This window comes from Thermosporothrix sp. COM3 (assembly GCF_059696735.1).
Genome location: NZ_AP019376.1, coordinates 433,667 through 454,948 on the forward strand (window position 1 = coordinate 433,667; position 21,282 = coordinate 454,948).

The window sequence follows — 21,282 nt, forward strand, 5'->3', positions numbered from 1 at the left end:
CTTATATCCCGGTACTTTTCTGCTGCTTTTCAGTGATTTTTCGCGCATCTCTTCCATTTGATGCGCATATACGATATACTGATCTCATCAGAGTGAATAGATGCGTATACGCTTGAGTATCCTTGCAAGCATAGAATGCTGTTCTATCATAGAGAAACACATCAATCTCTTTTTCTGCAAGGCTGTTCTCTGGCGTCGTCCAGGCCCGCGCTGAACTAACCAACGGCTTCCGGGGGAGAGGTAGCAGGGAAGCGCCACGGGAGGGTTTGCCATACTCACAAACTCGCAACAATCAAGAAAGGAGCAGAGAATTTCAGATTCTCAAAAGAAGACGCTGTGACTTTCTTTGAACGTTTTGCGTTCAGCAGTCGCTTTCTGTATCAGGGATGGGAGCCCCCCCGGGCAACGCTCCGTTCCAAAGCACCCGCTGATGTGCTGGCAGTAGCACAGAGCACGCCTATGTATCGCAGCGCCGCAGAAAGATCGGGCAGGCACTTCAGTTCGGAACGCCGGTGCAGGTGAAGCCCTATCAGCAAACGGGCAAATTCGCCACGTACCGGGTTATCCCGGTGCTGAACGAACGACAGATGCCACTGTTCACCTTCCTGTATGACACAGAGGCAAAGCGGCTCCGCGCCTCTGAGTTTGCTGCTGTGGCGAATCAGACGTTTTATGCCACGCATCCATTTCCTGCCCTGAAGCGGAACAGGTCGCGCAACACCTTTACGCTCAGAGACATGTCCGGGCGGCTCACCAGGCCATGACGCAGGGAGAAAAAAACTGGTCGGGAGGTGGCGGGTCCGCGATTGATTCCATCTGGCAGGTTCGAGGCGTCGATGGACATACGTACTATGTGGATCGAACCGGCACAGTGTATACAGAACAACAGATCCCACTTGATCCCGCCTTTCCTACCTTTTCATAGCACCAGAGGGAGCGGTCAGCCCGCCTCCCTCTGGATCCCTATTCGGGCAACCGCTTGCCGAGCAGCGTTCCGTCAAATGCGAAAGGCTCCGTTCGCAACGCCTGCGCATATTTCGGCCAGAGATCCCGCGCCAGACTGCCGCCATGCATCGGATGAACCCATTGCAAGCCAAGCCGCTCAAGACGCTGAAGTACACGCAAAACCGGCTCACTGGCAGCAAAAATGCCAATCTCCCGATAGAGCTCACACATCTGCTTGCCCAGATCTTCGCGCACAATCGCGGGCTGCTCCCCGGGCTGCACAAACAGGTCAGCAGGAAACAGGCTCCCGGTCGTCTCCTCAACGAGCATCAACGAGTCCCAGTGATGCACATGGGGCGTTTCCAGAAACCGCAGGCTATGCATGCCCAGATCCAGTGTGTCGCCATCCTGCACGCCAAGCACCGGGCCACTGTAGTCCCACTGTGACAGGTTGATCGCTGCGCCCGTGCGACTACAGACCAGCACCGCATCAGGAGCAGCCTCAAGCAAGCGTCCCATGCAGCCGCATTCGTCACTCTCGAAATGCAGCACGACGACATACCGCAAGCGGGCGGGATCAAGCACCTGCGCGATTGCTTTCCGCACATCGTCATACATGGGATACATGCCGGTATGGATCAGGGTTGGCGCATCATCAGCGATCAGGAACTGATTCACGGTGATATTCCACACGGGAACAAAGGATGAGATACGATAAATTCCCATCGCGATCATATCAATTGTTGCCATCAAAGAGCCTCCAACAAGCCCCACAGGAGCACACTCGACACCTATCAATACGATATCAGCCAAACACGTACTCTCTTTTGAGTATACTCGCACTTGCTGTATGCGCTCTTTTCAGGGCAGAATCACCGGGCAACATCAGACAGGCACAATCATACTGGTGTTTGCAAACTCCTCACGCTGCGCCGCCTGGTATGCCTCTCGCCAGCAATCAATTGCCTGCACGTGCTCGCCCTGCGCTTCCAGCACGCCTGCCCACTCGGTATACAACAGCGCAAGATCTACATCGCTTTGCACCAGAGACAGGCAGTGAACAGCCCGCTTGTACAGATCAGAAGCCGCTCTCAGGAAGATCATGCGGACCCCTTTCTCTGAAGAACGCAGCGCCTGCTTATATCGCGTCTTGCCGATCGCTCGATAGGCACGTGCACAGAGATGCATATACTCTTTTCGCTTCTCCCAGCGCTCTACAAGCGGCAACAGATACTGACACTTCGCCCACGCCTGTTCCAGCTCATCTAGAGAAAGGAAAAGGGTGATCTGCGAGGAACAGATCATTAACGTGATCAGGGGAGCATTGGTTGTCTCCTGGTTCAGTTGCAAAGCCTCCTCAAGCATTGCTGTGGCCCGCTCATACTGCTTCAGCTCACGATAGGTGCGCCCGAGCAGATAGAGCGACCAGGCTTCTAGCTGCTTATCATCCCGCTCACGATAGAGCTGAAGCGCCTCCTGACCATGCTTCAAAGCCTCCTCATACTCCTTGCGCAATTGGTGGGTCAGACAGAGTCCATAATGCACATGGGGCACTTCCTCCTGATCGTGATAGAAACGGCAAAGCTGAAGCGCCCTTGTATACTTCTCGATTGCAAGCTGAAGTCGCCCACAACCCACAGAGGCCAGCCCCCAGAGATAATGGGCCTTGATTCGCACAGAAGGAAGTGGGATACGCCGCGTACGCAATAAGCACAGACAGCCAGCAAAGTGATAGGAGGCATCACTATACAGCGAAAGGTTCAGCGCCGCAATCCCCAGATAGAGCAAGAAATAAGCAATCTTTTCGCGCTCAAGGTGTATCTCACGCACCTCCTCTATGTCAACATGGCCTGGATGCGCCAGGTTCTGCTGCACAAAAGGAGAGAGCGCCTGGATCGCTGCTTCCCAATCCTGAAGCAGGACATAATACCAGCCATAGAGATAAGCGATCTCGCGCTTTCGCTGCTCATCATCGGGAACGATACTTTGAAGATAAGCCAGCGCCTGCGAGAGCTGTCTATCTTCCAGTGCCAGTCGAACACGCTGTACCTGTGTTGAATAATAGATCGGTTCTGTCATCTTTTCCCCCTCAACTGGTAAACGATATATAAAGACAAAAAGCCAGCACTTTAAGCTTTGTTTCTTTCTCTCTCTGCTTTCCATCGTGCACCCATTCGCTCTACTCTACAAGTGTCTATATAGAATGAACGCGACTCATAATCTCTCTTCAATCCAGTATAAATTGTATTTCAGAAATATGTCAGAAACGTAATACTGCTCCAAATAGTAGAAACATCCATAGAAAGATAGGAAAAAATCTGCTCGCTTTTTTACTGACGCGTCCTGTACCCAAAGGAAAAAGTCATATTCAGTGTAGCATAATCTCATATATCAATACTGCTATAAGCAGCGAGCAATGGTACTTCTGGATAAGCGGCAGCGACAGTATTACATTACTGGAAACTCTATTCTGAGATGAGGAGAACGTGACCGCCATTCCACCTCTTCCGCTTTTTTCTCTACAAAAACTGGAATTGCTCTCAAAGCAGCTTGCCCATCAGTGCCAGAAGCTCCCGTCCCTCCTCACGCCGCACACCCGGCACCAGCTCTACAGGCCCACGGATTAACAATGGATTCAACTGTTCAAGCGTTATCCCGCGCGCGATCGCTATTTCTTCCTTCCCATCCTCATTGAGCGCCGCATAGACGACACCTCCCACAAAGGAAAGCGCAGCAAAGCACATCAGGCAGGGTTCGAGCGTGCAGTATAAGACCAGCTCCCCGCGCTCATCGCCCCAAGCTGTCGGGCGGCCTGCCGAAAGACCACTATTTCAGCGTGCGCCGTCATATCACCGGTCTCTTCATACTCGTTATGCCCGAGCGCAAGGATCCGGTCGCGCCAGAGCAGCAGCGCCGCCGTGCCCGCTTTCCCATGTTCGATAGCCTGACGCGCCTCGGCCAGCGCCTTCCCCATCATCTGGTAATCTTTCTCGGTTGGTTGACCCATTTCACCCTCTCAACGCGCAAGGACGGCTCACAGGAGCCGTCCCGTTGTTGCACTATCTGCATTTTGCGAAGGCCTGATCGAGCACAGAGAGCGCGTGTGCAAGCTGTTCCTGCCCGATCACCAGCGGTGGCTGAATGCGCAATACATTGCCATCCTGGCCACCCGTCCCGATCAGAACACCACCCTCAAGACACATCTCCCGAATCAGTGTTGCCTCCCGGGTCGCTGGCTCCTTCGTCTTGCGATCACGCACCAGCTCAACCCCGATCATCAGCCCTTGCCCGCGCACATCGCCGATCAAGGCATAGCGCTCCTGAAGCTTGTGGAGTTCCTGCAAAGCATACGCGCCGAGCGTTGCCGAGCGCTCTATCAACCCCTCATCCCGCAACACCTCAATGTTTGCTTGCGCCGCAGCACAGGACACCGGATTTCCTCCAAAGGTGCTCAGATGCTCGCCCGGATGGAAGCTATCAGCGATGGCGTCAGGCGCGATAAAGGCCCCGAGCGGGAAGCCATCAGCGATCCCTTTGGCCATCATCATAATGTCGGGATCCACGCCCGGATGATGCTCAACCCCAAACATCTTGCCGGTCCGCCCAAAGCCGGTTTGCACCTCATCCACCAGCAGCAAAATATTATGGTGACGGATGATCTCCTGCACGCGCTGAAGATAGCCCTCTGGAAGCGGGATCAGCCCACCTTCGCCCAGAACCGGTTCAACGATGAACGCCGCGACATCACCGCTCGTCTGGTAGCGAATCACGTCCTCGACCGCGTTGGCGCAGGCCAGACCGCAGGCGTCAGGCTTCAGGTTCAAAGGACAACGATAACAATAGGGTGCAGGCGCAAAGGCCACACCGGGCATATACGGGCCTCCTCGCGTCTTGCGCGTCTGGTTTCCCGTCACCGACAGCGCGCCATAGGTGCGCCCATGAAACGACTGCTGAAGCGCGATCACCTCACGTTTACGTGTTACGATCTTCGCCAGCCGCAGCGCACCCTCCACGGCTTCCGCACCAGAATTGCAAAAGAAGGTTTTCGTCAGGGCTCCCGGCGTGATATGAGCCAGCAACTCCGCCAGATCAGCCACCGCAGGGACATAATAGACATAGGAGGCCGCATGGATCAGCTTCTCTATCTGCCCTTTCGCCGCTTCAGCCACCCGTGGGTGCACATGCCCGGCATTGACGACCGCAATCCCGGCAAAGCAATCAACATAGTGCCTCCCATCAGCAGCAACAATCTCCGCTCCGGAAGCCCGCTCAACAACAATAGGCTCAACACGCTTGACGAAACTCGTATTGACGTATCGGGCGTACTTCTCCATTGTATCCATTATGTACCTCTGCTTTCATTACTGAAACGAAAAACACACTCTATCGAGAACGTACACGAAAGAATTGCATCTGTCAATAAATACGGCCGGACAAAAAGGAAACGCGGGACGCTCTGCTATTAGTTCAAATATAGCGTTCTCTACCAAAGAGCAAACAGCTAAAGAGAAGTCAAAAAAATGGGAATAAGATCAAGGCATCAGGTGTTTTCTCTAATAAAGACAGTCATCGGGTTTTGTGGCACAGTTATCAGAGATGACGCGCCTGAGATCACACTGAAGAGGCCTGCACCGGTTCGAGAACGCATCTCGCTCAAAGCATTCCCTCTGCTCTCACCCGCCTGATAGTCCAGCAAACGACTTCGCTCCTTCTCTGGAAGCAGGTTTTCCCGAGAAGCAGAACCTTATTGAGATATTGTCTCATTGACAAATGACGTTTTCTGGGGTATCCTTGAAGAAGGCAACATTCTTCGTCGCGGGCCTTTTTGAGAGAATATGGAGTCTCAACCCGCTGTCGATGCACAGAAAGAATGTTGTTCTGAAAGGAAAGACTGTACAATGAAGATTTATGTCGGGAACCTCTCGTATCAGACAGACAGCCAGAATTTGTCATCGCTATTTGAGCGAATGGGGCAGGTAGACAGCGCTCAAGTGGTCACTGATCGAGATACCGGGCGCAGCCGTGGCTTTGGCTTTGTGGAAATGGCAAACGACCAGGAAGCATATGAGGCCATCCAGAATCTGAACGGGACAGAGTTTGAGGGTCGTCGCATCACGGTGAGCGAGGCACGAAGCCGCAACACTCAGGGTGGCTACGGTGAGCGCCGCTACAACAACGGTCCCCGCAGAGAAAGACGCTACTAAACCCGTCAAACACATAACGACCAGCAGGAAACAGACGTTTCTTTCTGGTCGTCTGCTTTTTTGGATAGTCTGAACAGGACAATAAAAAAAACGCCCGTTACACATTCACGCATAACGGGCGCCGGAAAGAAGTGCCGCCGATGGTCTCAGACTACTCCAGCTTAGAACGCGCTCGCCTGATTGAGCGTCTCAAGCGCAGCCGCATCGAGTTTCAGTTCTGTGGCTTTCAACAGGTCTTGCAACTGGGTGACGCTGGTTGCGCTGGCAATCGGAGCCACCACACCCGGACGCGAGAGCAGCCACGCAAGCGCCACCTGGGCAGGGGTCGCCTGATACTGAGTCGCCACCTGATCGAGTGCCTCCAGAATACGGAAATTCCGCTCGTTCAGATACTTTTCCACCAGCGGACCACGTTTGGACACCCGCAGATCCTCCGGTGAGCGATATTTACCGCTCAGGAAGCCGTTCGCGAGCGAATGGTATGGAACCACCCCGATCTGCTGTTCGACTGCAAGCTGCATCAGCCCGCTTTCATAGCCCGCACGATCAACCAGGTTGTATTCTGGCTGCAATGTCTCGTAGCGTGGCAGGTTGCTTTCCTGGCTCACCCGAAGCGCCTGCGCCAGCCGTTCAGCGCTATGGTTGGAGGCGCCTATCACGCGCACCTTTCCCTGCTGAATCAGGTCGGCATAGGTTGAAAGTGTCTCCTCAAACGGCGTCTCCTGATCGTCCACATGAGACTGATAGAGGTCAATATAGTCCGTCTGCAAGCGGCGTAGCGACTCCTCAACTGCCTGCTGAATGTAGGCACGCGACAGTCCTTTCTTCTTCGGATCCTTGTGTGCCCAACCCACCTTTGTCGCGATAATCAAAGCATCGCGGTTGCCACGCGCCTTCAGCCACTTTCCGAGAATCGTTTCAGATTCGCCGCCCATGTTGCCGGGCACCCAGTTCGAGTACACATCGGCGGTATCAATAAAGTTGCCGCCTGCCTCAACGTAGGCATCAAGCACCGCGAATGACTCCTTCTCATCGGCGGTCCAGCCAAACACATTCCCCCCTAGCATAAACGGGACAACTTCCAGTCCTGAGCGACCAAGTGTACGCTTTTCCATTGTTACTCTCTCCTTCTCTATTTTGAATGATCGTTACAGAATTTTTGCAGAAAAAAAGGGAATGACTATCAGTGAAAGAGGGAAAGTGCCGTTGTAGCAATCTCCTGAAGCATCTTCCGATCTGGATTGGCACGCGCAAGGGTCCGAATGCCCAGATGGGTATTGAGCAGAAAACGAGCCAGTTGATGCGGGTCCGCCTCCCACGAGAGTTCACCTGAGGCCTGTGCCTGTATCAGCATATAATAGAAGAGCTCTTCTACCTCTCTGAAGGCGCTTTTGACCTTACCGGCAATCTCTGGATCATGTGGAGCCACTTCCAGCGCCGTATTGACCATCAAACAACCACGGTGCGTATCGGCTTCGAGCGCTTCCGCGATGCTCTCCTGAAAAAACGCCTTCAGCATCTCGAGCAGAGGGCCTGTTTTCTCTCGAAAGATCTTCCTGCGTTCCCTGTTCTGCTGCTCATAGTGGTCAAGGGCCGCAAGATAGAGCGAGCGCTTGTCACCAAAGGTGGCATACAGGCTACCACGTCCTAACCCGGTACACTGAACCAGATCCTCTACTGAAGCCCCTTCGTACCCTTTTTCCCAGAACAGGTACATCGCTTTTTCCACAACCTGCACTGGATTGAATTCTTTCTGTCGGGCCATCAGTAACCTCCTGCCTTTCTCTGGTATATACTATACACTATTCTGGAATAAGAAGTCAAGAAAAAAGCCATGCTCTCCACAAAAGAAAAGCATGGCTGTGATAAGCGGATACTCAGGCTTGCATGGCCTGCTGTAACGCGATAAAATAGCGCGACTCACCTGTTTTATAGAGCATGTACCACGCTTCCAGCGCGTCTTCAGAGAATAGTTCGAGCATCTGGAAAATCTCGCGGGCAAATTCCAGAGGTGAGACGCCTCCCGCCGTAATCAGCTTGCCATCAGCAACCGCCCGCTCTGCCTGATAGAGCGCCTCCCCACGATACGCACCAATTTTCACAAACTCGGGCGCGTTGCTTGTATGCTTCCGCTCGTTCAGCAGGCCAACGGAAGCCAGCCCGGCAGTCGCGCCACAGATCGCCGCAACAGGCACTCCAGCCGCCAGAAAGCGTTGTGCCATCTCCAGCGCATCGCCATACATGCCCGTTTCCCATCCCTCACCACCGGGGAGAATGAGCATAGAGCTCTCTTCAGGCGTCAGCTCTGCAAGGGTCATATCGGGCACGATCGTCACTCCGCCAAGCGAGACCACCGGTTCCCTGCTCATTCCTACCGTTTTCACCTGATAGCGTCCGCCCGAAAAGGTGTTGAGCCCCGCGACTGCATAGCCGTATTCCCAATCCGCCAGCGTAGGATAGACAAAAAGATGTACTACCTTCATTTTTTGCTCCTGCTTTCTTGTTTCTGTCTCATAACTGATCCACTACCATCACTCTATCACGGATAGAGGACATTTTCTGTCCTGTTATCTCTATCAGTTTCAAATGATGGACTTTCGATCGGCCTCACGAGTATGGATCGGGCAACACGGGCTCTGATAGAAACCAATCGGGTTGCTTTTATGCTCAGTTCGGCCAGATGATAACCGCGAGGCGTATCGGCCATGAGGGCGCGCCGACACCACTCATGACGCGTTGCCACAAACGGCATATGCGCACCTTTCTTATCCATAGAGCTGATAGTCCAGCCTCCAGTTGCTCACCACACCACGCGGCCCGTCAGAGCGAGAAAGCTGTATTTACTCTATATAGATGTAGGAAGGTCCCTTCTTGAAGGATAAGCACCTATAGACATATAAGATGAATCTTCCGTCAAGTCGGGACGTTTATCTACAGGATATGCGCCTCGCGAAGTAACGAACGGTCAATGCAAGAAACAGCAGGACAGCCGGAGAGCATCATTGCATACTCTAGCTCTTCGCGTAGAATTGCGAATACATCTGCTACCCCCTGTGCTCCATTTACCGCCAGTCCCCAGATCAGTGGCCTGCCCACAAAGACAGCGCGAGCACCCAGAGCCAGCGCCTTGAAGACATCCGTGCCGGTCCGAATACCGCTATCAAAGTAGACCTCTATCTGCCCATTCACAGCCTCAACCACTTCAGGCAATGCCAGCAACGAAGGAAGAGCAGCGTCTAGCTGCCTGCCACCATGTGTGGAAACAATGATGCCATCCACACCGTGCGCGAGCGCTTTTCTGGCATCTTCGGCAGTCAACACCCCTTTGAGCAGGATGGGGAGCCGCGTCAGGGAGCGAAGCCAGTCAATCACCTCCCACCCGTATTGACTGCCAACCATGCCACTTGCATGCTCGTCCAGATTGGCCTTCAGCAACGTGCCGGGCATGCTATAATTGCCGCGTGCGAAACGCTCTTTTCGGCCATACCAGGGAGTGTCTACCGTCACCACAATCGCCCGATAGCCAGCCGCCTCGGCCCGCTGCACAAGCTCCGCCGAGACGTCGCGCTCCTCAAAAAGGTACAGTTGAAACCACAGCGGACCGGTTGCCGCCGTCGCGATATCTTCCAGGCGAGTCGTTGCGCTGGAACTGGCAACATAGAGCGTCTGCGCCTGGCCGGTTCCCTGAGCTGATGCCCGCTCGCCCTCAGGATGAAACCAGCGCTGAAAGCCAATTGGTGCGGCCAGAATCGGCATACTGACCGGGCTGCCAAGCACTGTCGTGTTCAGGTCAGGAGCCTGCATCGGTACAAAGACGCGTGGACGTATCCAGTACTGCTCAAAGATCTTGATATTTGCGCGAAGCGTCTGCTCGGTTCCGCAGCCACTCTCAAGGTAACACCAGGCAGCTTCATCAACTTTTTGACGAGCCGCCTCTTCAAATTGACTGGTCTGGATAAAATGCATAGAATGCTCCTCAGCACTTTTCAGAAAAGCGGGATTGAAAAAGGGGAAGAGAATACCAGAGTGCAGCGAACAGAACAAAAGAAGCCTGCACCCATTCAGCAGGTTGATACTTACCCTATTACGCTGCCATCTCTGGCTAGCAAGCAGAGAAAATGAGTAGCATCCGTTGCATGAAGGTCCTCAAAGTAGTAATCGCGCTGATAGTTGTAGTTGAAATCATTCCCAGTATACCAGCAGAACGCTCCGGTAACAAGCCTCTACAACACAGAACGAAGCGTCTCCAGGCTGATATTGGCACCACAAAGCACTACAACCGTCGTTTTCGCCTGAAAACGGGTAGGCTGCTTCAGCAGCGCTGCCAGCGCCACACCAGCCGCGCCCTCAATCAGCATATGATGCTGCTCAATATGCTGTCTCATGGCCTGCCGAATCTCAGCTTCGCTCACCAACACGTAGTCATCGACAAGTTGCTGACAGAGCGGAAACGTAATGGCATCTGGCTCGATACCGCCAGCCGTGCCGTCCGAGAGCGTTGGCAGCGAGGGAATATCCAGAATGCGCTGGGCCTCAACTGACTTTGCCATAACCGCGGAGTTCTCAGGCAAGCACCCGATCACCTGCGCATGGGGGAACACCGCCTTGAGGTACGTTGCAAGCCCGCTGATCAGTCCACCGCCTCCCACAGCTACATAAGCCGCATCAACCCTCTCAACCTGTCTGCATATCTCGACCGCGATCGTCCCCTGACCGCCAATCACACGAAGGTCGTTATAAGGAGGGATATAGAGCATAGCATGCGTTTCAGCATAGGAGCGAGCATACTGTTCCGTCTCCACTGAATCAGTGCCCCATGTTTGCACGCGCGCCCCATAGCTCTGAATAGCCGCGACTTTCACCGGAGAAGCACCTTCCGGCACGAAGATTATGCCCTGCATTCCAAGCTTCTGCATGCCATACGCGACAGCACACCCATGATTGCCTGAAGAGGCCGTCACGACTCCCTGCAAACGCTGTTCCTCATTCAGAGAGAGCAACGCGTTCAGCGCGCCCCGCACCTTGAACGAGCCGGTATATTGGAGATTTTCCAGCTTCAACAACACGTGCCCGCCCGTCAGCTTGCTTAACGGCTGAGAATAGAGCAGTGGTGTTTCATAGATGTGCGGACGTATTCGTTGTTCTGCCCGAAGGATTTCCTGCAATACATTCATTAAAGATCATCCCACAGAAGCGAGCAACAAAGGAGCAGCCTTCCCCCTTGAACACCGCTCCCCTGCTGCACTCGTCTGTTTGCCTATGCTTGCGAGCGGTTGATAGCGCTCAGAACCGCATTGATAGACGCGACCTTGATATCGGTGCCGATTGCCGCGCCAAAGCAGTTGCGACCATCGCCCATCTGAATCTGGATATAGGCGACGGCTCGAGCCTCCGCACCTTCATCCAGTGAATGTTCGGAATAGGAAACGAGCTTGAAGTCTGCAAGCTTCGCTTCATTGATTGCTCGCACGAACGCATCGATAGGACCATTGCCCTGGCCGCGAATCTCGCGATCATTCCCATCCACCGAGATACGAGCGATACACTCAACAGTGGTGTTACCGGCTCCATCGGTGATCTCCTCAGAGTGGAAGCCTTCCAGCTTGAAGGGCGAGGTACGCTGCAAATACTCGCGCTCGAAAGCCTGGTAGATCTCCTGCGGTTGCAGCTCTTCACCGCGCTCATCGGCAATGGCATTGATCGCCTTACCAAACTCAATGCGCATCTCTTTCGGCAACTGGAAGCCGTATTCCGACTCCATGATGTAGGCCACGCCGCCCTTACCCGACTGCGAGTTAATACGAATAATCGCCTCGTAGGAACAGCCAATATCTTTCGGGTCAATCGGCAGATACGGCACCTCCCAGAGCGCTCCCGGTGTCGGATCAAGCGCCGCCATACCCTTATTAATCGCGTCCTGATGCGAGCCAGAGAAAGCGGTGAAGACCAGCGAACCAGCGTACGGGTGACGGTCATGAATGTCCATACGAGTGCAGCGTTTGTAGACCTCTGCGACCTCTTTAATATTGCTGAAGTCCAGTTTCGGATCAACACCCTGCATATACATATTCAGCGCAAGCGTTACGATATCAACGTTACCGGTACGTTCGCCGTTGCCGAACAGGGTGCCCTCAACGCGCTCTGCGCCGGCCATCAAGCTCAACTCGGACGAAGCAACACCAGTGCCCCGATCATTGTGTGTATGCACGCTCATAATGACCGATTCCCGATTCTTCATGTTGCGCAGGAACCACTCAATCTGGTCGGCATAGACGTTCGGCGTGGAGATCTGAACGGTTTCGGGCAGGTTCAGAATCATCTTCTTGTCCGGCGTCGGCTGCCAGACATCCATGACGGCCTCACAGATTTCGAGCGCGTAATCAAGCTCGGTCAGGACAAAGCTTTCAGGGGAATACTGATAAATAATCTCGGTCTCAGGAACGGTTGCAACGAGATCTTTGACGATCCGGGTACCACGCGTTGCAATTCCGGTAATTCCGGCCTTATCCAGACCGAACACAAGGCGGCGCTGTGCAGGAGAAGTAGAGTTGTACAGATGGAGGATCACGCGTTTCGCGCCTCGAATCGCCTCAAAGGTGCGTGTAATCAGCTCTTCTCTGGCCTGCGTGATGACCTGAATGGTCACATCATCGGGAATCAAGTTCTCATCAATCAGGCGACGGATAAAGTCAAATTCGATCTGCGACGCCGAGGGAAAGCCTACCTCGATCTCCTTAAAGCCAATGTTGACCAGCAGCTTGAACATTTCCAGCTTCTCTTTGATACCCATTGGCGTTGGTAGAGCCTGATTACCGTCGCGCAGATCCACGCTACACCAGATCGGAGCAGATACAATCGAGCGTGAAGGCCACTGGCGATCGGGCAAATCTACCAGAGGATACGGCTTATACTTGGTGATATTGCCCTTCTGCATGCCGCCTTGAGCCTGTGCAAACTTCTTGACCATATTACTCATAACTCGTCCTATCTCCTTTTTGCAACTGAACCAAAACAGGGAGTAAAAACAGAACAAGCCGTGGAAGGAGATCTCCACGGCTACAACACATCAAGAAAGCCGTGGGACCAACTGTCGCCCACGGCTTCTTTTTCATCTCTGCGATTTTCTTATCTCAGGAACTTACGAGCAAATCACAGGGCTGTGGGCGACGCATGTAAGGAGGAGCCCAAGCCCAAGAAGGCTATTATGTCGCATTTTAGGTAAGGAATGATTTGCCCTTCTCTTCTCCATCAAGAAGAAAGTTCCTTTCGCATGTACTGACTGATGACTGTCTTGTTATACATGACTATACCACTCTTTGCCATCGTTGTCAAATGAGCAAGCCAAATTGTACCGAAAGGGGGACAACCTATGCCGATCGCCTTGCCTGTGCCAGTTCATACTTGTTCACAAACATCCGATCACCACAATAGATGTTTCGGCGCACAAACGGCTCTGGTGTTGTCCGCATCAGGCGCTCACGCACCTTTGGCTTATGCGCACCAAGCGAATAATACCACGGTTCAGACAACTGATAGACCGGATCATACACCCACGCCGGGCAGGGCAGCCCATACTTCTGACAGAGGTACTCAACGGACGCAGCACAGAACGTGGCCCAGCGCAAATGCTCCTCGGAAGGCTCTTCGGGCAGGCGTATCGGCTCTTCTACCAGCTCTTCACGCTGGTCTGGAAAGTTCCCGAAGAAATCGTTCATAAAGTTGCCAAGCGGAATCCAGGGATCCTCACCCGCGCACATCTCCTGATATGAAACGCTCATTGTCTGCAATTTTTCACATGTTTGCATGGAATATCCACCTTTTCCCATTTCTGCTGTTCAAGATAGTGCAGCGCCTTTCCTATCAGCGCATCAGCTTCACTGCCCTCTCCCCTTCAAATTGTAACATGAGACAGACAAAAAGCGAAAGCAACCCCGCATCCTGCCCTAATCGAACAGAGTGTCCAGCGTCTCTTCAAGCAGATACTCTTCCTGCCAGCGTGGGTCCGGCACAAAGCGATCCACAATAGCCTGTGCCTGCTCACGGGTTGTCACATCGAGTTCCTGTAGCAGCGCCTCCACATCGCTCATATCTTTCTGCCGAAAGACCATCAGCTTGAGCGCCAGAATATACTCTTTTGCTGGCAGATAGATATGCAGCTTGCCATACTTGCGCCAGAGCGTTGCCTGAGGATCAGGCGCCATATCACGAATAAAGTAGGCCACATCATCATTCAACCAGCGTCGCTTGAGCTTGAACCGACCTGCGACCGCACGTACAGCCGCCTTAAATGCTTTCGCCTCGGGTGTCGGGTTCGTCGTATCTGGAAGATCCATCAAAACAACATCGACATCCTCGGTCGATTTTCGATTCTTGACGATCAGCAGCATATAGCCGCCACCCACAACCAGTACCCGCACCGGCTCCTGAAGCGGGCTTCGTTCAAGTTCTTCGCCTAATGCTATGAAATATCGCTCGATGTCCTGACTTTCCATAGTCCGTTCTCCAATACTTAGACATTTAGGACAGAGCCTAAATGCTGGTTGGTTCCTACTTCAACGTGGGAAGTTTCGCTTGTTGGCATTCCAACAAGCCAGAGCTTCCCACTCCATAGGCGTGACTTCCCGACGAACTGCCGGTAGTTCTCAGTGCTTCTTGCAAGATGTTGATGGCGGCATTCAGATCACGATCAAGGACGAGTCCGCATTCATGGCAAGTGAAGAGACGATCTGCAAGTGTTTGCTCGTCATCTTGCCAGCCACAAGCAGAACACCTCTTGCTTGATGGATAGAAGCGATCAATCTTTACCAGATGAACGCCGTGCCAGACAGCTTTGTATTCCAGTTGCCGCCGTATCTCGCCAAAGTTGCTGTCACTGACGGCTTGGGCGAGCTTGTGATTGTTCAGCATCCCCGCAACATGCAAGTCCTCAATCGCTACCAATGCGTGGTTTTTGCAGAGGGAGGTGGTGAGTTTGTGGGCGGCATCCTTGCGGATACGTGCAATGCGGGCGTGCTGCTTTGCCAGTTTGCGGCAGGTCTTCTTGCGGTTCTTACTGCCCAACTTCCGCCGTGACTTTTGCCGCTCTAAGTGTCTCAATCTCTTCTGAGCGTGCTTTAAGGCACGTGGATTTTCAAACGTGACACCATCAGAGAGCGTGGCAAGCGTCTTGATACCCAGGTCTACCCCGATAGCCGTTGTTGCTGGAGGAGTGAGCTGTTCCTGTTCTTCCTCTACCTGGATACTGACAAACCAACGTCCAGCTTCTTCTGAGACGGTAGCAGAAAGTATCCTGGCAGTCGTTGGAATGAAATCATGCTCATGCAAGCGCATGCGGCCCAAACGCGGCAATTGCACGGCATCTCTCAAGACTTTGATGGAGCCAGTCAAGCGGAATGAGCCGATGCCTTTGCTTTTCTTCTTGAAGGTGGGAAAGCCGAGCTTGCCTTTCCACTTGCCTTGTTTCTTCAGTTCGACTCTGCGGAAGAAGTTTTTATATGCTTTCTCCAGGTCTCTCAGTGCCTCTTGCATGGCGCACTTGGACACCTCATACATCCAGGGATAGTCCGTCTTTTTCAGGGCATTGAGTTCTTTGTGCAAGTCAATAGCAGTCGGACGTTTGCCGGTGGCACGGTAGGCTTCTTGAGAACGAGCAAGCCCCCAATTGTAGGCGAAACGGGCGCAACCGGCATGCTTCAAACAGGCGGTACGCTGTTTATTGTTGAGGTCTAATTCAGTTTTGTAGCCTCTTGTGACCTTCATTCGTCTTCCTTCATTACCTGTTCAACGCACTGCTTGATTTTCTCAGCCCGCCTTTTGCTCTGCCTCCGTCCAGAGATACGGGTTGCCATGCTGGTAATAACCCTCATTCTTCATCTTCTCAGTGCTTTCAACAATATATACGATGAAAAACGGATTCGGGGACATCGAACAGGACCAATTGCAGCAAAAAGCCCGGGGAAAGCTCCCCGGGCCATCACTCTTATGCTTCGCGCAGCCAGACAAGCATCTCGCCCGGCGAACGATTATCCCAGAGGCAATACGGAACCGCCCGCACCTGTACCGTGCTGGTTCGCGGTCGCTCCGTACGATAGAGGGAGGGCCCATCAGCCTCAAGCCGCTGCGCCTCGAAGGAAAGCGCCACCGCACCGCTTGCCAGATCCTGCACATAGGTTTGGGTAAAGTCAGCAGTTCGTGGCATAAGCAGCGCATCCAGATCAGAGCTGTTGTCCACCTCTTCCAGACAATAGACCAGCGGCCCGCGCTGCAACGCCACGCGTCCCCGATCCTCACGCACCTGAGGATGCGCATAGACGCGCTCGACCGGCATATGTAGCGTCAGCTCGATGACATCACCCTGCGACCACTCGCGCTCAAGGATCAGATAGCCACGCTCACTCGCTGGCTGAACAGGCTCGCCATTTACCCGTACGGTTGCTTTTCGGCACCAACCCGGTTGACGCACCCGAACCCGGAAGCGGGCGGACTGCTCGGGGTCTACCTGAATGCGCACCTCTCCATCCCAGGGATAGCGCGTCTGTTGCTTCAAAGAGAGCTTTTGTGTGCCAAGATCGAGCGTTGCACTTCCCTGCACAAACAGGTGAATAACGGCCTCCTCCTCACGCTGCGAGTAGATATAGTTGCCGAACGAGGCCAGCAAGCGTGCCACATTCGGTGGGCAGCAGGCGCACTCAAACCAGTCCTGCCGATGCACCTGACCATTGCTGGCAAGCGGGTTCTCGTAGAAGAACTTGCGCCCATCCAGCGAGACGCCGCTGATGACCCCGTTATACAGTGCCCGCTCCATCACGTCGGCATAGCGACGATCACAATCGAGATGGAGCATGCGATGCGCCCAGAAGACAAGCCCGATGGCCGCGCAAGTCTCAGCATACGCGGTCTCATTCGGCAGATCATATGCACGCGTAAAGCCCTCATTGTGGCCGGAAGGGCCGATGCCGCCGGTGATATACAGCTTTTTCTCGCAGAGATCAGCCCAGAGGCGCTCACAGGCCTGTTTCAGCGTGTCGTCCTGAAGCTCCCATGCCAGATCAGCCATCGCGCTATAGAGATACATGGCGCGAACGGCATGACCGACAACGTGTACCTGCTCCCGCACTGGCTTGTGCGATTGGTTATACTCATAACCGACCGTCCTGTGAAACTCTGCCAGACGATCCTTCTCGCCCTGCTTCAGCCGCTCCTTGAGTTCCAGATCAAAATAATGGGGTTGCTGGCCTCGCTCATTGATGAAGTACGCGCTGAGATCAAGGTAACGCCGCTCACCGGTGACATGATACAGCTTGACAAGCGCTAGCTCAATCTCTTCATGACCGCAATAGCCGCGCTTCTGGCCAGGATTCGGCCCGAACGTCTGTGCGATATGATCACAATAGCGGCAAATGACATCCAGCAGGGAGCGCTTTCCGGTCGCCTGATAATGCGCCACCGCCGCCTCGATCAAATGTCCGGCACAGTACAGCTCGTGGGCGTCGCGCAGGTTCGTCCAGCGTTTGCCTGGTTCCACTACCGTAAAGTGTGTATTCAGGTACCCATCAGGCTGCTGAGCCGAGGCCAGAAGCGCGATTACCTCATCAAGGAGCGCTTCAAGCTGCGCATCGGGTTTTGTTGCCAGCGTGTAGCTTGCGGCCTCGATCCACTTCGCAATATCCGAATCCCAGAAAATATGCGGAACCGGCTCATCCCCGGGCTTCCATTCGAGCTTCAGTGCATCCACGCGCCCCGTCGTCTTGCACTGCTCATACTGATACGGAATCGTCTGCTCGATATTGGCCTGCAAACGACCGCTCCAAAACGCATCGTTGATAGTCACATCGGTAAATGGGACCGCACGCAGAGAAGCGTGTTCCATCATAGATTGTTCCCTCCTGCAACAGATGTCTTCTGTCCCTTCCGTGGAACCACAGCGGGCGCTTGCCCTGTTCCACAGCCTGTTGATACAATACCTTCACAGGACACGCTCGCACAATGTGCTATTTCTGCATCGTGGTGGAAAATCTCAACATGGTTTACACAACATATCTGCTCAAGGGGCTCCCGGTGCTGGATGGCATGGGATATATTCGGGGCGATACCCTTCACCCTGATCGCGTGCTCGATTTCTGGGTGCTTGGTCTCATTACCAGAGGCAAAATGCATCTTCAGATCGACCGGGAGTATGCCCTGCTGACCACGGGCAATTATTACCTGCTCCCGCCTCATGTGCGGCATCGGGGTACGGAGCCAGCGGATTTTGATGTGATCTATCTGCACTTCACGATCCAGGGCGAACAGCTCACAACGCCACCGAAGCCGGATCAACTGGCATTACCGGTCTTCGGTCATGTGCCAACCGAACTGAATTACCCCGCGCTCTATGCCTTTCTGAAGAAAGCCGCCGATTTCCGCATGTTGAGCCCTGAGCAACTCAGTATTCAGGTCGCCGCCATCCTCTCGCAGTTGAGCATTGTGCAACAGTATGCCGAAAGCGCCGCTGATCCTGCACGTACTCTGGCCTATGGCGTGATGGATTATCTGCGCAAGCACTTCTCCCTGAACACCTGTAGCAGCGATCTCCCGACAGCTCTGGGCTACAGCTATGGCCACCTTGCTCGCCTGTTTCGCAAACAGTTCGGCATCAGCATTCATCAACACCTGCTGCAATTGCGCATCGATGCAGCGACCGAGCAATTGCTGATGGGAAGATCAATCAAGGAGACGGCGCGGCTGGTCGGCTTTCAAGACTACCACTATTTTCTGAAGGCCTTCAAGAAGCGCAAAGGAGTCTCACCCGGGGAGCTTCAACAGCGCTCGCAGACGCTTGCTGAGCGAGAATAAAAAAACATTGCCCCGTACGAGTCAAAAGAGCAATGTATCAAAAGCACAATTGATTGTGTATGTATGCTCTTTCCATAAGAGTACGGGACAACGCTCTTTTTCTGTCCGCGATCAGTATAATGGAGTCACTCTTTTTTGTCAAACCGCTCCGCTAAAAAGGTGAGAGATCAGCCCACCGGGGTTCGGCGCAAACGTGGACAAGCCGACGAGGGCGTATGCAAGCAGGCACTCAAAGGAGTAGAATAAAAAGAGAACAAATCCGCGAGAAAAGGAGTGCACAATGTCATCAAAATTACTACTGCTCAGCAATTCCAGCGCACCAGGAAAGGGGTATCTGGAACATGTGCTGCCAGCGATTGATACATTTCTGGGAGAGGAGCGCACAATCTATTTCGCTCCCTACGCGCTCGCCGATTACGACGGCTATACCGCGCAGGTAGCTAAGGCCCTCAAGCCGCTTGGCATCTCGGTTATTGGCCTGCATACACAGCAGAATCCCCGTGAAACGCTGGCAAGTAGTGCAGCGCTCTTTGTCGGTGGGGGCAACAGCTTCCGCCTGCTGAAAAGCCTGCAAGAACTCGATCTGATCTCCGTTGTGCGCGAACGCGTCGCAAGCGGGGCCCTGCGCTATATCGGTTCCAGTGCCGGCACAAATATGGCCTGCCCTTCTCTGCGCACAACCAACGATATGCCAATCGTCCAGCCCACATCCTTTGAGTCATTTGACCTGATTCCATTTCAGATCAATCCACATTATATTGATCCAGATCCACGGTTTATCTACATGGGTGAAACCAGGGAGCAGCGCTTGCTCCAGTTCCTTGAGGAAAATGATGTTGTGGTGCTCGGGCTGCGTGAGGGCACCTGGCTCCATCGCGATGGACAGCGTTTACAGCTTCATGGCGAGACCGGCGCACGCCTGTTCCGTCGGGGCCAGCAGCCACAAGAGATCGAGCCGAACAGCGATCTTTCCTGGCTGCTTGATGTACCTGCACACTTCGACCAACGCGTATAAATACTGTACTTCACTATCACGAGAGAGGGCTGATAGAGAGCAGTCCTCTTTCTTTTTTGTGGCAGTAAAAATAGATATCGCGCTCTTTTCGTTCTACTCATTCTTTATTCATAAACACGGATTCTCCAATTTACTGAAGAAAATGTCATTTTTGGTCTCTTTACCCCTTGAATTATAAAGAAAATGATTCCACAATAGAGACAGGATAAATTCATCCTGTAACGAGTTGTCTTGCAGGAAGTGTTTTCGGGAGGATGGAGATGGCAAGACCTGTATCAAGACGTCTACTACACCTGTTTCTACTCGGCTTCCTGGTTTGTGCCCTCAGTATGGTAGGAAGTGAAGCGGCTTCCGCAGCCAAAGCGCCAAAAGAAGCGCCAAAGGAAACCAGTCAACGCCTCATCCCCGATCACGAGAGCCGCAATGCTCTCCAGTACTGGACGGAAGAGCGCTTCCGTTCTGCGGTTCCTAAGGATGTCGAGCGGCAGGCACCCCGCCAGATCATCAAGCAGCCCGGCAAAGGGGAACCAAAACCCCAGGCATCGGCGGTTCCGGTCGGGGCCTACGACTCCTACCCCTATTCAACCATTGGCAAGGTTTTTTTCACTGATCCGGTCAGCAAGACGGACTATGTCTGTTCCGGTACCTCGCTCAGCAGCCGTAATGGCAGCATCGTCGATACTGCCGGACATTGCGTGATCGAGGGTGGCTCAGGGAACAACTTCTACGTCAACTGGGTCTTCTGCCCGCAATACCTTGATGGCTACTGCCCGCGCGGCGTCTGGCCTGCTCGCCAGTTGCACACTACCGGTCAGTGGGCAAACAATGCTGACTTCTCGCGCGATATCGGCTTTGCGGTCGTTGCTACCAACAACGGCATGACGCTTAATCAGGCAGTGGGCGGGGTTCGGCTCGCGACCGATCTCCCGGCAGAGCAGAACTTCCGCGCGCTCGGCTATCCACAGGAGCCACCTTTCACCGGTCAGCGCATGTATCAATGTACCTCGCCTGCTACCGTGCGTGACACCAACGGATCGCCCCAGCCAATCGGCATCAATTGCGATATGACCGGTGGCTCAAGTGGCGGTGGCTGGCTCATTCGGGGACGAGGTAGCTGGTACCTCAACGGGCATACCAGCTACGTGTATACCAACCTGCCAGATGTGCTCTTCTCTCCCTACTATGACGGCTTTGTAGGCTACATCTTCAATCAGATTCAAGGCTAAGACAACCAGATCGCCGCGCCTCAGCACGGGCATCCAGGGGGAGGACTGGGCCTGACCT

Annotated in this window: 23 protein-coding genes; 6 read left to right on the forward strand and 17 right to left on the reverse strand. The window is 53.7% G+C overall.

Going from position 1 to position 21,282, the window contains the following annotated elements:
- The first annotated feature begins 512 nt into the window (after nt 1-512).
- Together KTH_RS01890 and KTH_RS01895 are read left to right on the forward strand one after the other, a co-directional pair.
- A complete protein-coding gene (locus KTH_RS01890; protein ID WP_111320108.1) occupies nt 513-764 on the forward strand; it encodes a hypothetical protein in 252 nt (83 codons plus the stop codon).
- Nucleotides 761-925: a hypothetical protein gene (locus KTH_RS01895; RefSeq protein WP_170142414.1), complete on the forward strand. Its 165-nt coding sequence runs from the start codon at nt 761-763 to the stop codon at nt 923-925. The genes KTH_RS01890 and KTH_RS01895 overlap by 4 nt, the downstream gene beginning before the upstream one ends.
- A 38-nt stretch (nt 926-963) precedes the next feature.
- Here the strand turns inward: KTH_RS01895 and KTH_RS01900 are convergent, their stop codons facing one another.
- From KTH_RS01900 to KTH_RS01925, 6 genes are all read right to left on the reverse strand, one after another.
- On the reverse strand, nt 964-1,758 hold the full coding sequence (locus tag KTH_RS01900) for an FprA family A-type flavoprotein (protein ID WP_111320110.1): 795 nt from the start codon (nt 1,756-1,758) through the stop codon (nt 964-966).
- Nucleotides 1,759-1,830: 72 nt separating this feature from the next.
- Nucleotides 1,831-3,024: a tetratricopeptide repeat protein gene (locus KTH_RS01905; protein WP_170142415.1), complete on the reverse strand. Its 1,194-nt coding sequence runs from the start codon at nt 3,022-3,024 to the stop codon at nt 1,831-1,833.
- A gap of 461 nt (nt 3,025-3,485) precedes the next feature.
- Complete coding sequence (locus tag KTH_RS01910) at nt 3,486-3,689, reverse strand: hypothetical protein (RefSeq protein ID WP_211326057.1); 204 nt, start codon at nt 3,687-3,689, stop codon at nt 3,486-3,488.
- Nucleotides 3,689-3,952: a deaminase gene (locus KTH_RS01915; protein ID WP_211326058.1), complete on the reverse strand. Its 264-nt coding sequence runs from the start codon at nt 3,950-3,952 to the stop codon at nt 3,689-3,691. Before KTH_RS01915 ends, KTH_RS01910 begins: the two co-directional genes overlap by 1 nt.
- A 52-nt stretch (nt 3,953-4,004) precedes the next feature.
- Nucleotides 4,005-5,288 carry an aspartate aminotransferase family protein gene (locus KTH_RS01920; protein ID WP_111320114.1) on the reverse strand — a complete coding sequence of 428 codons (1,284 nt, stop codon included), beginning with the start codon at nt 5,286-5,288 and terminating at the stop codon, nt 4,005-4,007.
- Nucleotides 5,289-5,485: 197 nt separating this feature from the next.
- Nucleotides 5,486-5,641, reverse strand: a complete 156-nt coding sequence (locus KTH_RS01925) for a hypothetical protein (protein WP_170142416.1) — start codon at nt 5,639-5,641, stop codon at nt 5,486-5,488.
- A 202-nt stretch (nt 5,642-5,843) separates the two neighbouring features.
- Between KTH_RS01925 and rbp the strand changes: the two genes are divergently transcribed.
- Nucleotides 5,844-6,149: an RNA-binding regulator gene (gene rbp / locus KTH_RS01930; protein WP_111320116.1), complete on the forward strand. Its 306-nt coding sequence runs from the start codon at nt 5,844-5,846 to the stop codon at nt 6,147-6,149.
- A 161-nt stretch (nt 6,150-6,310) separates the two neighbouring features.
- Here the strand turns inward: rbp and KTH_RS01935 are convergent, their stop codons facing one another.
- The 11 genes from KTH_RS01935 to KTH_RS01985 form a co-directional block, all read right to left on the reverse strand.
- Nucleotides 6,311-7,264: an aldo/keto reductase gene (locus KTH_RS01935; RefSeq protein WP_111320118.1), complete on the reverse strand. Its 954-nt coding sequence runs from the start codon at nt 7,262-7,264 to the stop codon at nt 6,311-6,313.
- Nucleotides 7,265-7,332: 68 nt separating this feature from the next.
- Nucleotides 7,333-7,914, reverse strand: coding sequence for a TetR/AcrR family transcriptional regulator (locus KTH_RS01940; protein ID WP_111320120.1), 582 nt, complete (start codon nt 7,912-7,914; stop codon nt 7,333-7,335).
- Nucleotides 7,915-8,026: 112 nt separating this feature from the next.
- Nucleotides 8,027-8,632 carry a type 1 glutamine amidotransferase family protein gene (locus tag KTH_RS01945; protein ID WP_111320122.1) on the reverse strand — a complete coding sequence of 202 codons (606 nt, stop codon included), beginning with the start codon at nt 8,630-8,632 and terminating at the stop codon, nt 8,027-8,029.
- Between the two features lie 56 nt (nt 8,633-8,688).
- A complete protein-coding gene (locus tag KTH_RS01950) occupies nt 8,689-8,922 on the reverse strand; it encodes a hypothetical protein (protein WP_137686036.1) in 234 nt (77 codons plus the stop codon).
- A 158-nt stretch (nt 8,923-9,080) separates the two neighbouring features.
- The gene (locus KTH_RS01955; RefSeq protein WP_111320124.1) at nt 9,081-10,115 is read right to left on the reverse strand and encodes an alpha-hydroxy acid oxidase; all 1,035 of its coding nucleotides are present in this window, start codon (nt 10,113-10,115) and stop codon (nt 9,081-9,083) included.
- 257 nt (nt 10,116-10,372) lie between these two features.
- The gene (locus KTH_RS01960) at nt 10,373-11,323 is read right to left on the reverse strand and encodes a threonine/serine dehydratase (RefSeq protein ID WP_111320126.1); all 951 of its coding nucleotides are present in this window, start codon (nt 11,321-11,323) and stop codon (nt 10,373-10,375) included.
- Nucleotides 11,324-11,406: 83 nt separating this feature from the next.
- On the reverse strand, nt 11,407-13,083 hold the full coding sequence (leuA, locus tag KTH_RS01965; RefSeq protein ID WP_111320156.1) for a 2-isopropylmalate synthase: 1,677 nt from the start codon (nt 13,081-13,083) through the stop codon (nt 11,407-11,409).
- A gap of 433 nt (nt 13,084-13,516) precedes the next feature.
- The gene (locus tag KTH_RS01970; protein WP_111320128.1) at nt 13,517-13,954 is read right to left on the reverse strand and encodes a hypothetical protein; all 438 of its coding nucleotides are present in this window, start codon (nt 13,952-13,954) and stop codon (nt 13,517-13,519) included.
- Nucleotides 13,955-14,092: 138 nt separating this feature from the next.
- Entirely contained in the window at nt 14,093-14,641 is a 549-nt protein-coding gene (locus KTH_RS01975) for a DUF6036 family nucleotidyltransferase (RefSeq protein WP_111320130.1), read from the reverse strand.
- Nucleotides 14,642-14,696: 55 nt separating this feature from the next.
- Entirely contained in the window at nt 14,697-15,908 is a 1,212-nt protein-coding gene (locus tag KTH_RS01980) for an RNA-guided endonuclease InsQ/TnpB family protein (RefSeq protein WP_497616146.1), read from the reverse strand.
- Nucleotides 15,909-16,128: 220 nt separating this feature from the next.
- Nucleotides 16,129-18,021: a glycoside hydrolase family 127 protein gene (locus KTH_RS01985; protein ID WP_497616148.1), complete on the reverse strand. Its 1,893-nt coding sequence runs from the start codon at nt 18,019-18,021 to the stop codon at nt 16,129-16,131.
- A gap of 149 nt (nt 18,022-18,170) precedes the next feature.
- Here KTH_RS01985 and KTH_RS01990 point away from each other — a divergent pair, with 149 nt between their 5' ends.
- The 3 genes from KTH_RS01990 to KTH_RS02000 all read left to right on the forward strand — a co-directional run bounded on the left by KTH_RS01990 (nt 18,171) and on the right by KTH_RS02000 (nt 21,224).
- Nucleotides 18,171-18,983, forward strand: coding sequence for an AraC family transcriptional regulator (locus KTH_RS01990; RefSeq protein WP_497616150.1), 813 nt, complete (start codon nt 18,171-18,173; stop codon nt 18,981-18,983).
- Nucleotides 18,984-19,263: 280 nt separating this feature from the next.
- The gene (gene pepE, locus KTH_RS01995) at nt 19,264-19,998 is read left to right on the forward strand and encodes a dipeptidase PepE (protein ID WP_497616152.1); all 735 of its coding nucleotides are present in this window, start codon (nt 19,264-19,266) and stop codon (nt 19,996-19,998) included.
- 260 nt (nt 19,999-20,258) lie between these two features.
- Nucleotides 20,259-21,224 carry a trypsin-like serine peptidase gene (locus KTH_RS02000; protein WP_497616153.1) on the forward strand — a complete coding sequence of 322 codons (966 nt, stop codon included), beginning with the start codon at nt 20,259-20,261 and terminating at the stop codon, nt 21,222-21,224.
- Nucleotides 21,225-21,282 lie beyond the last annotated feature (58 nt).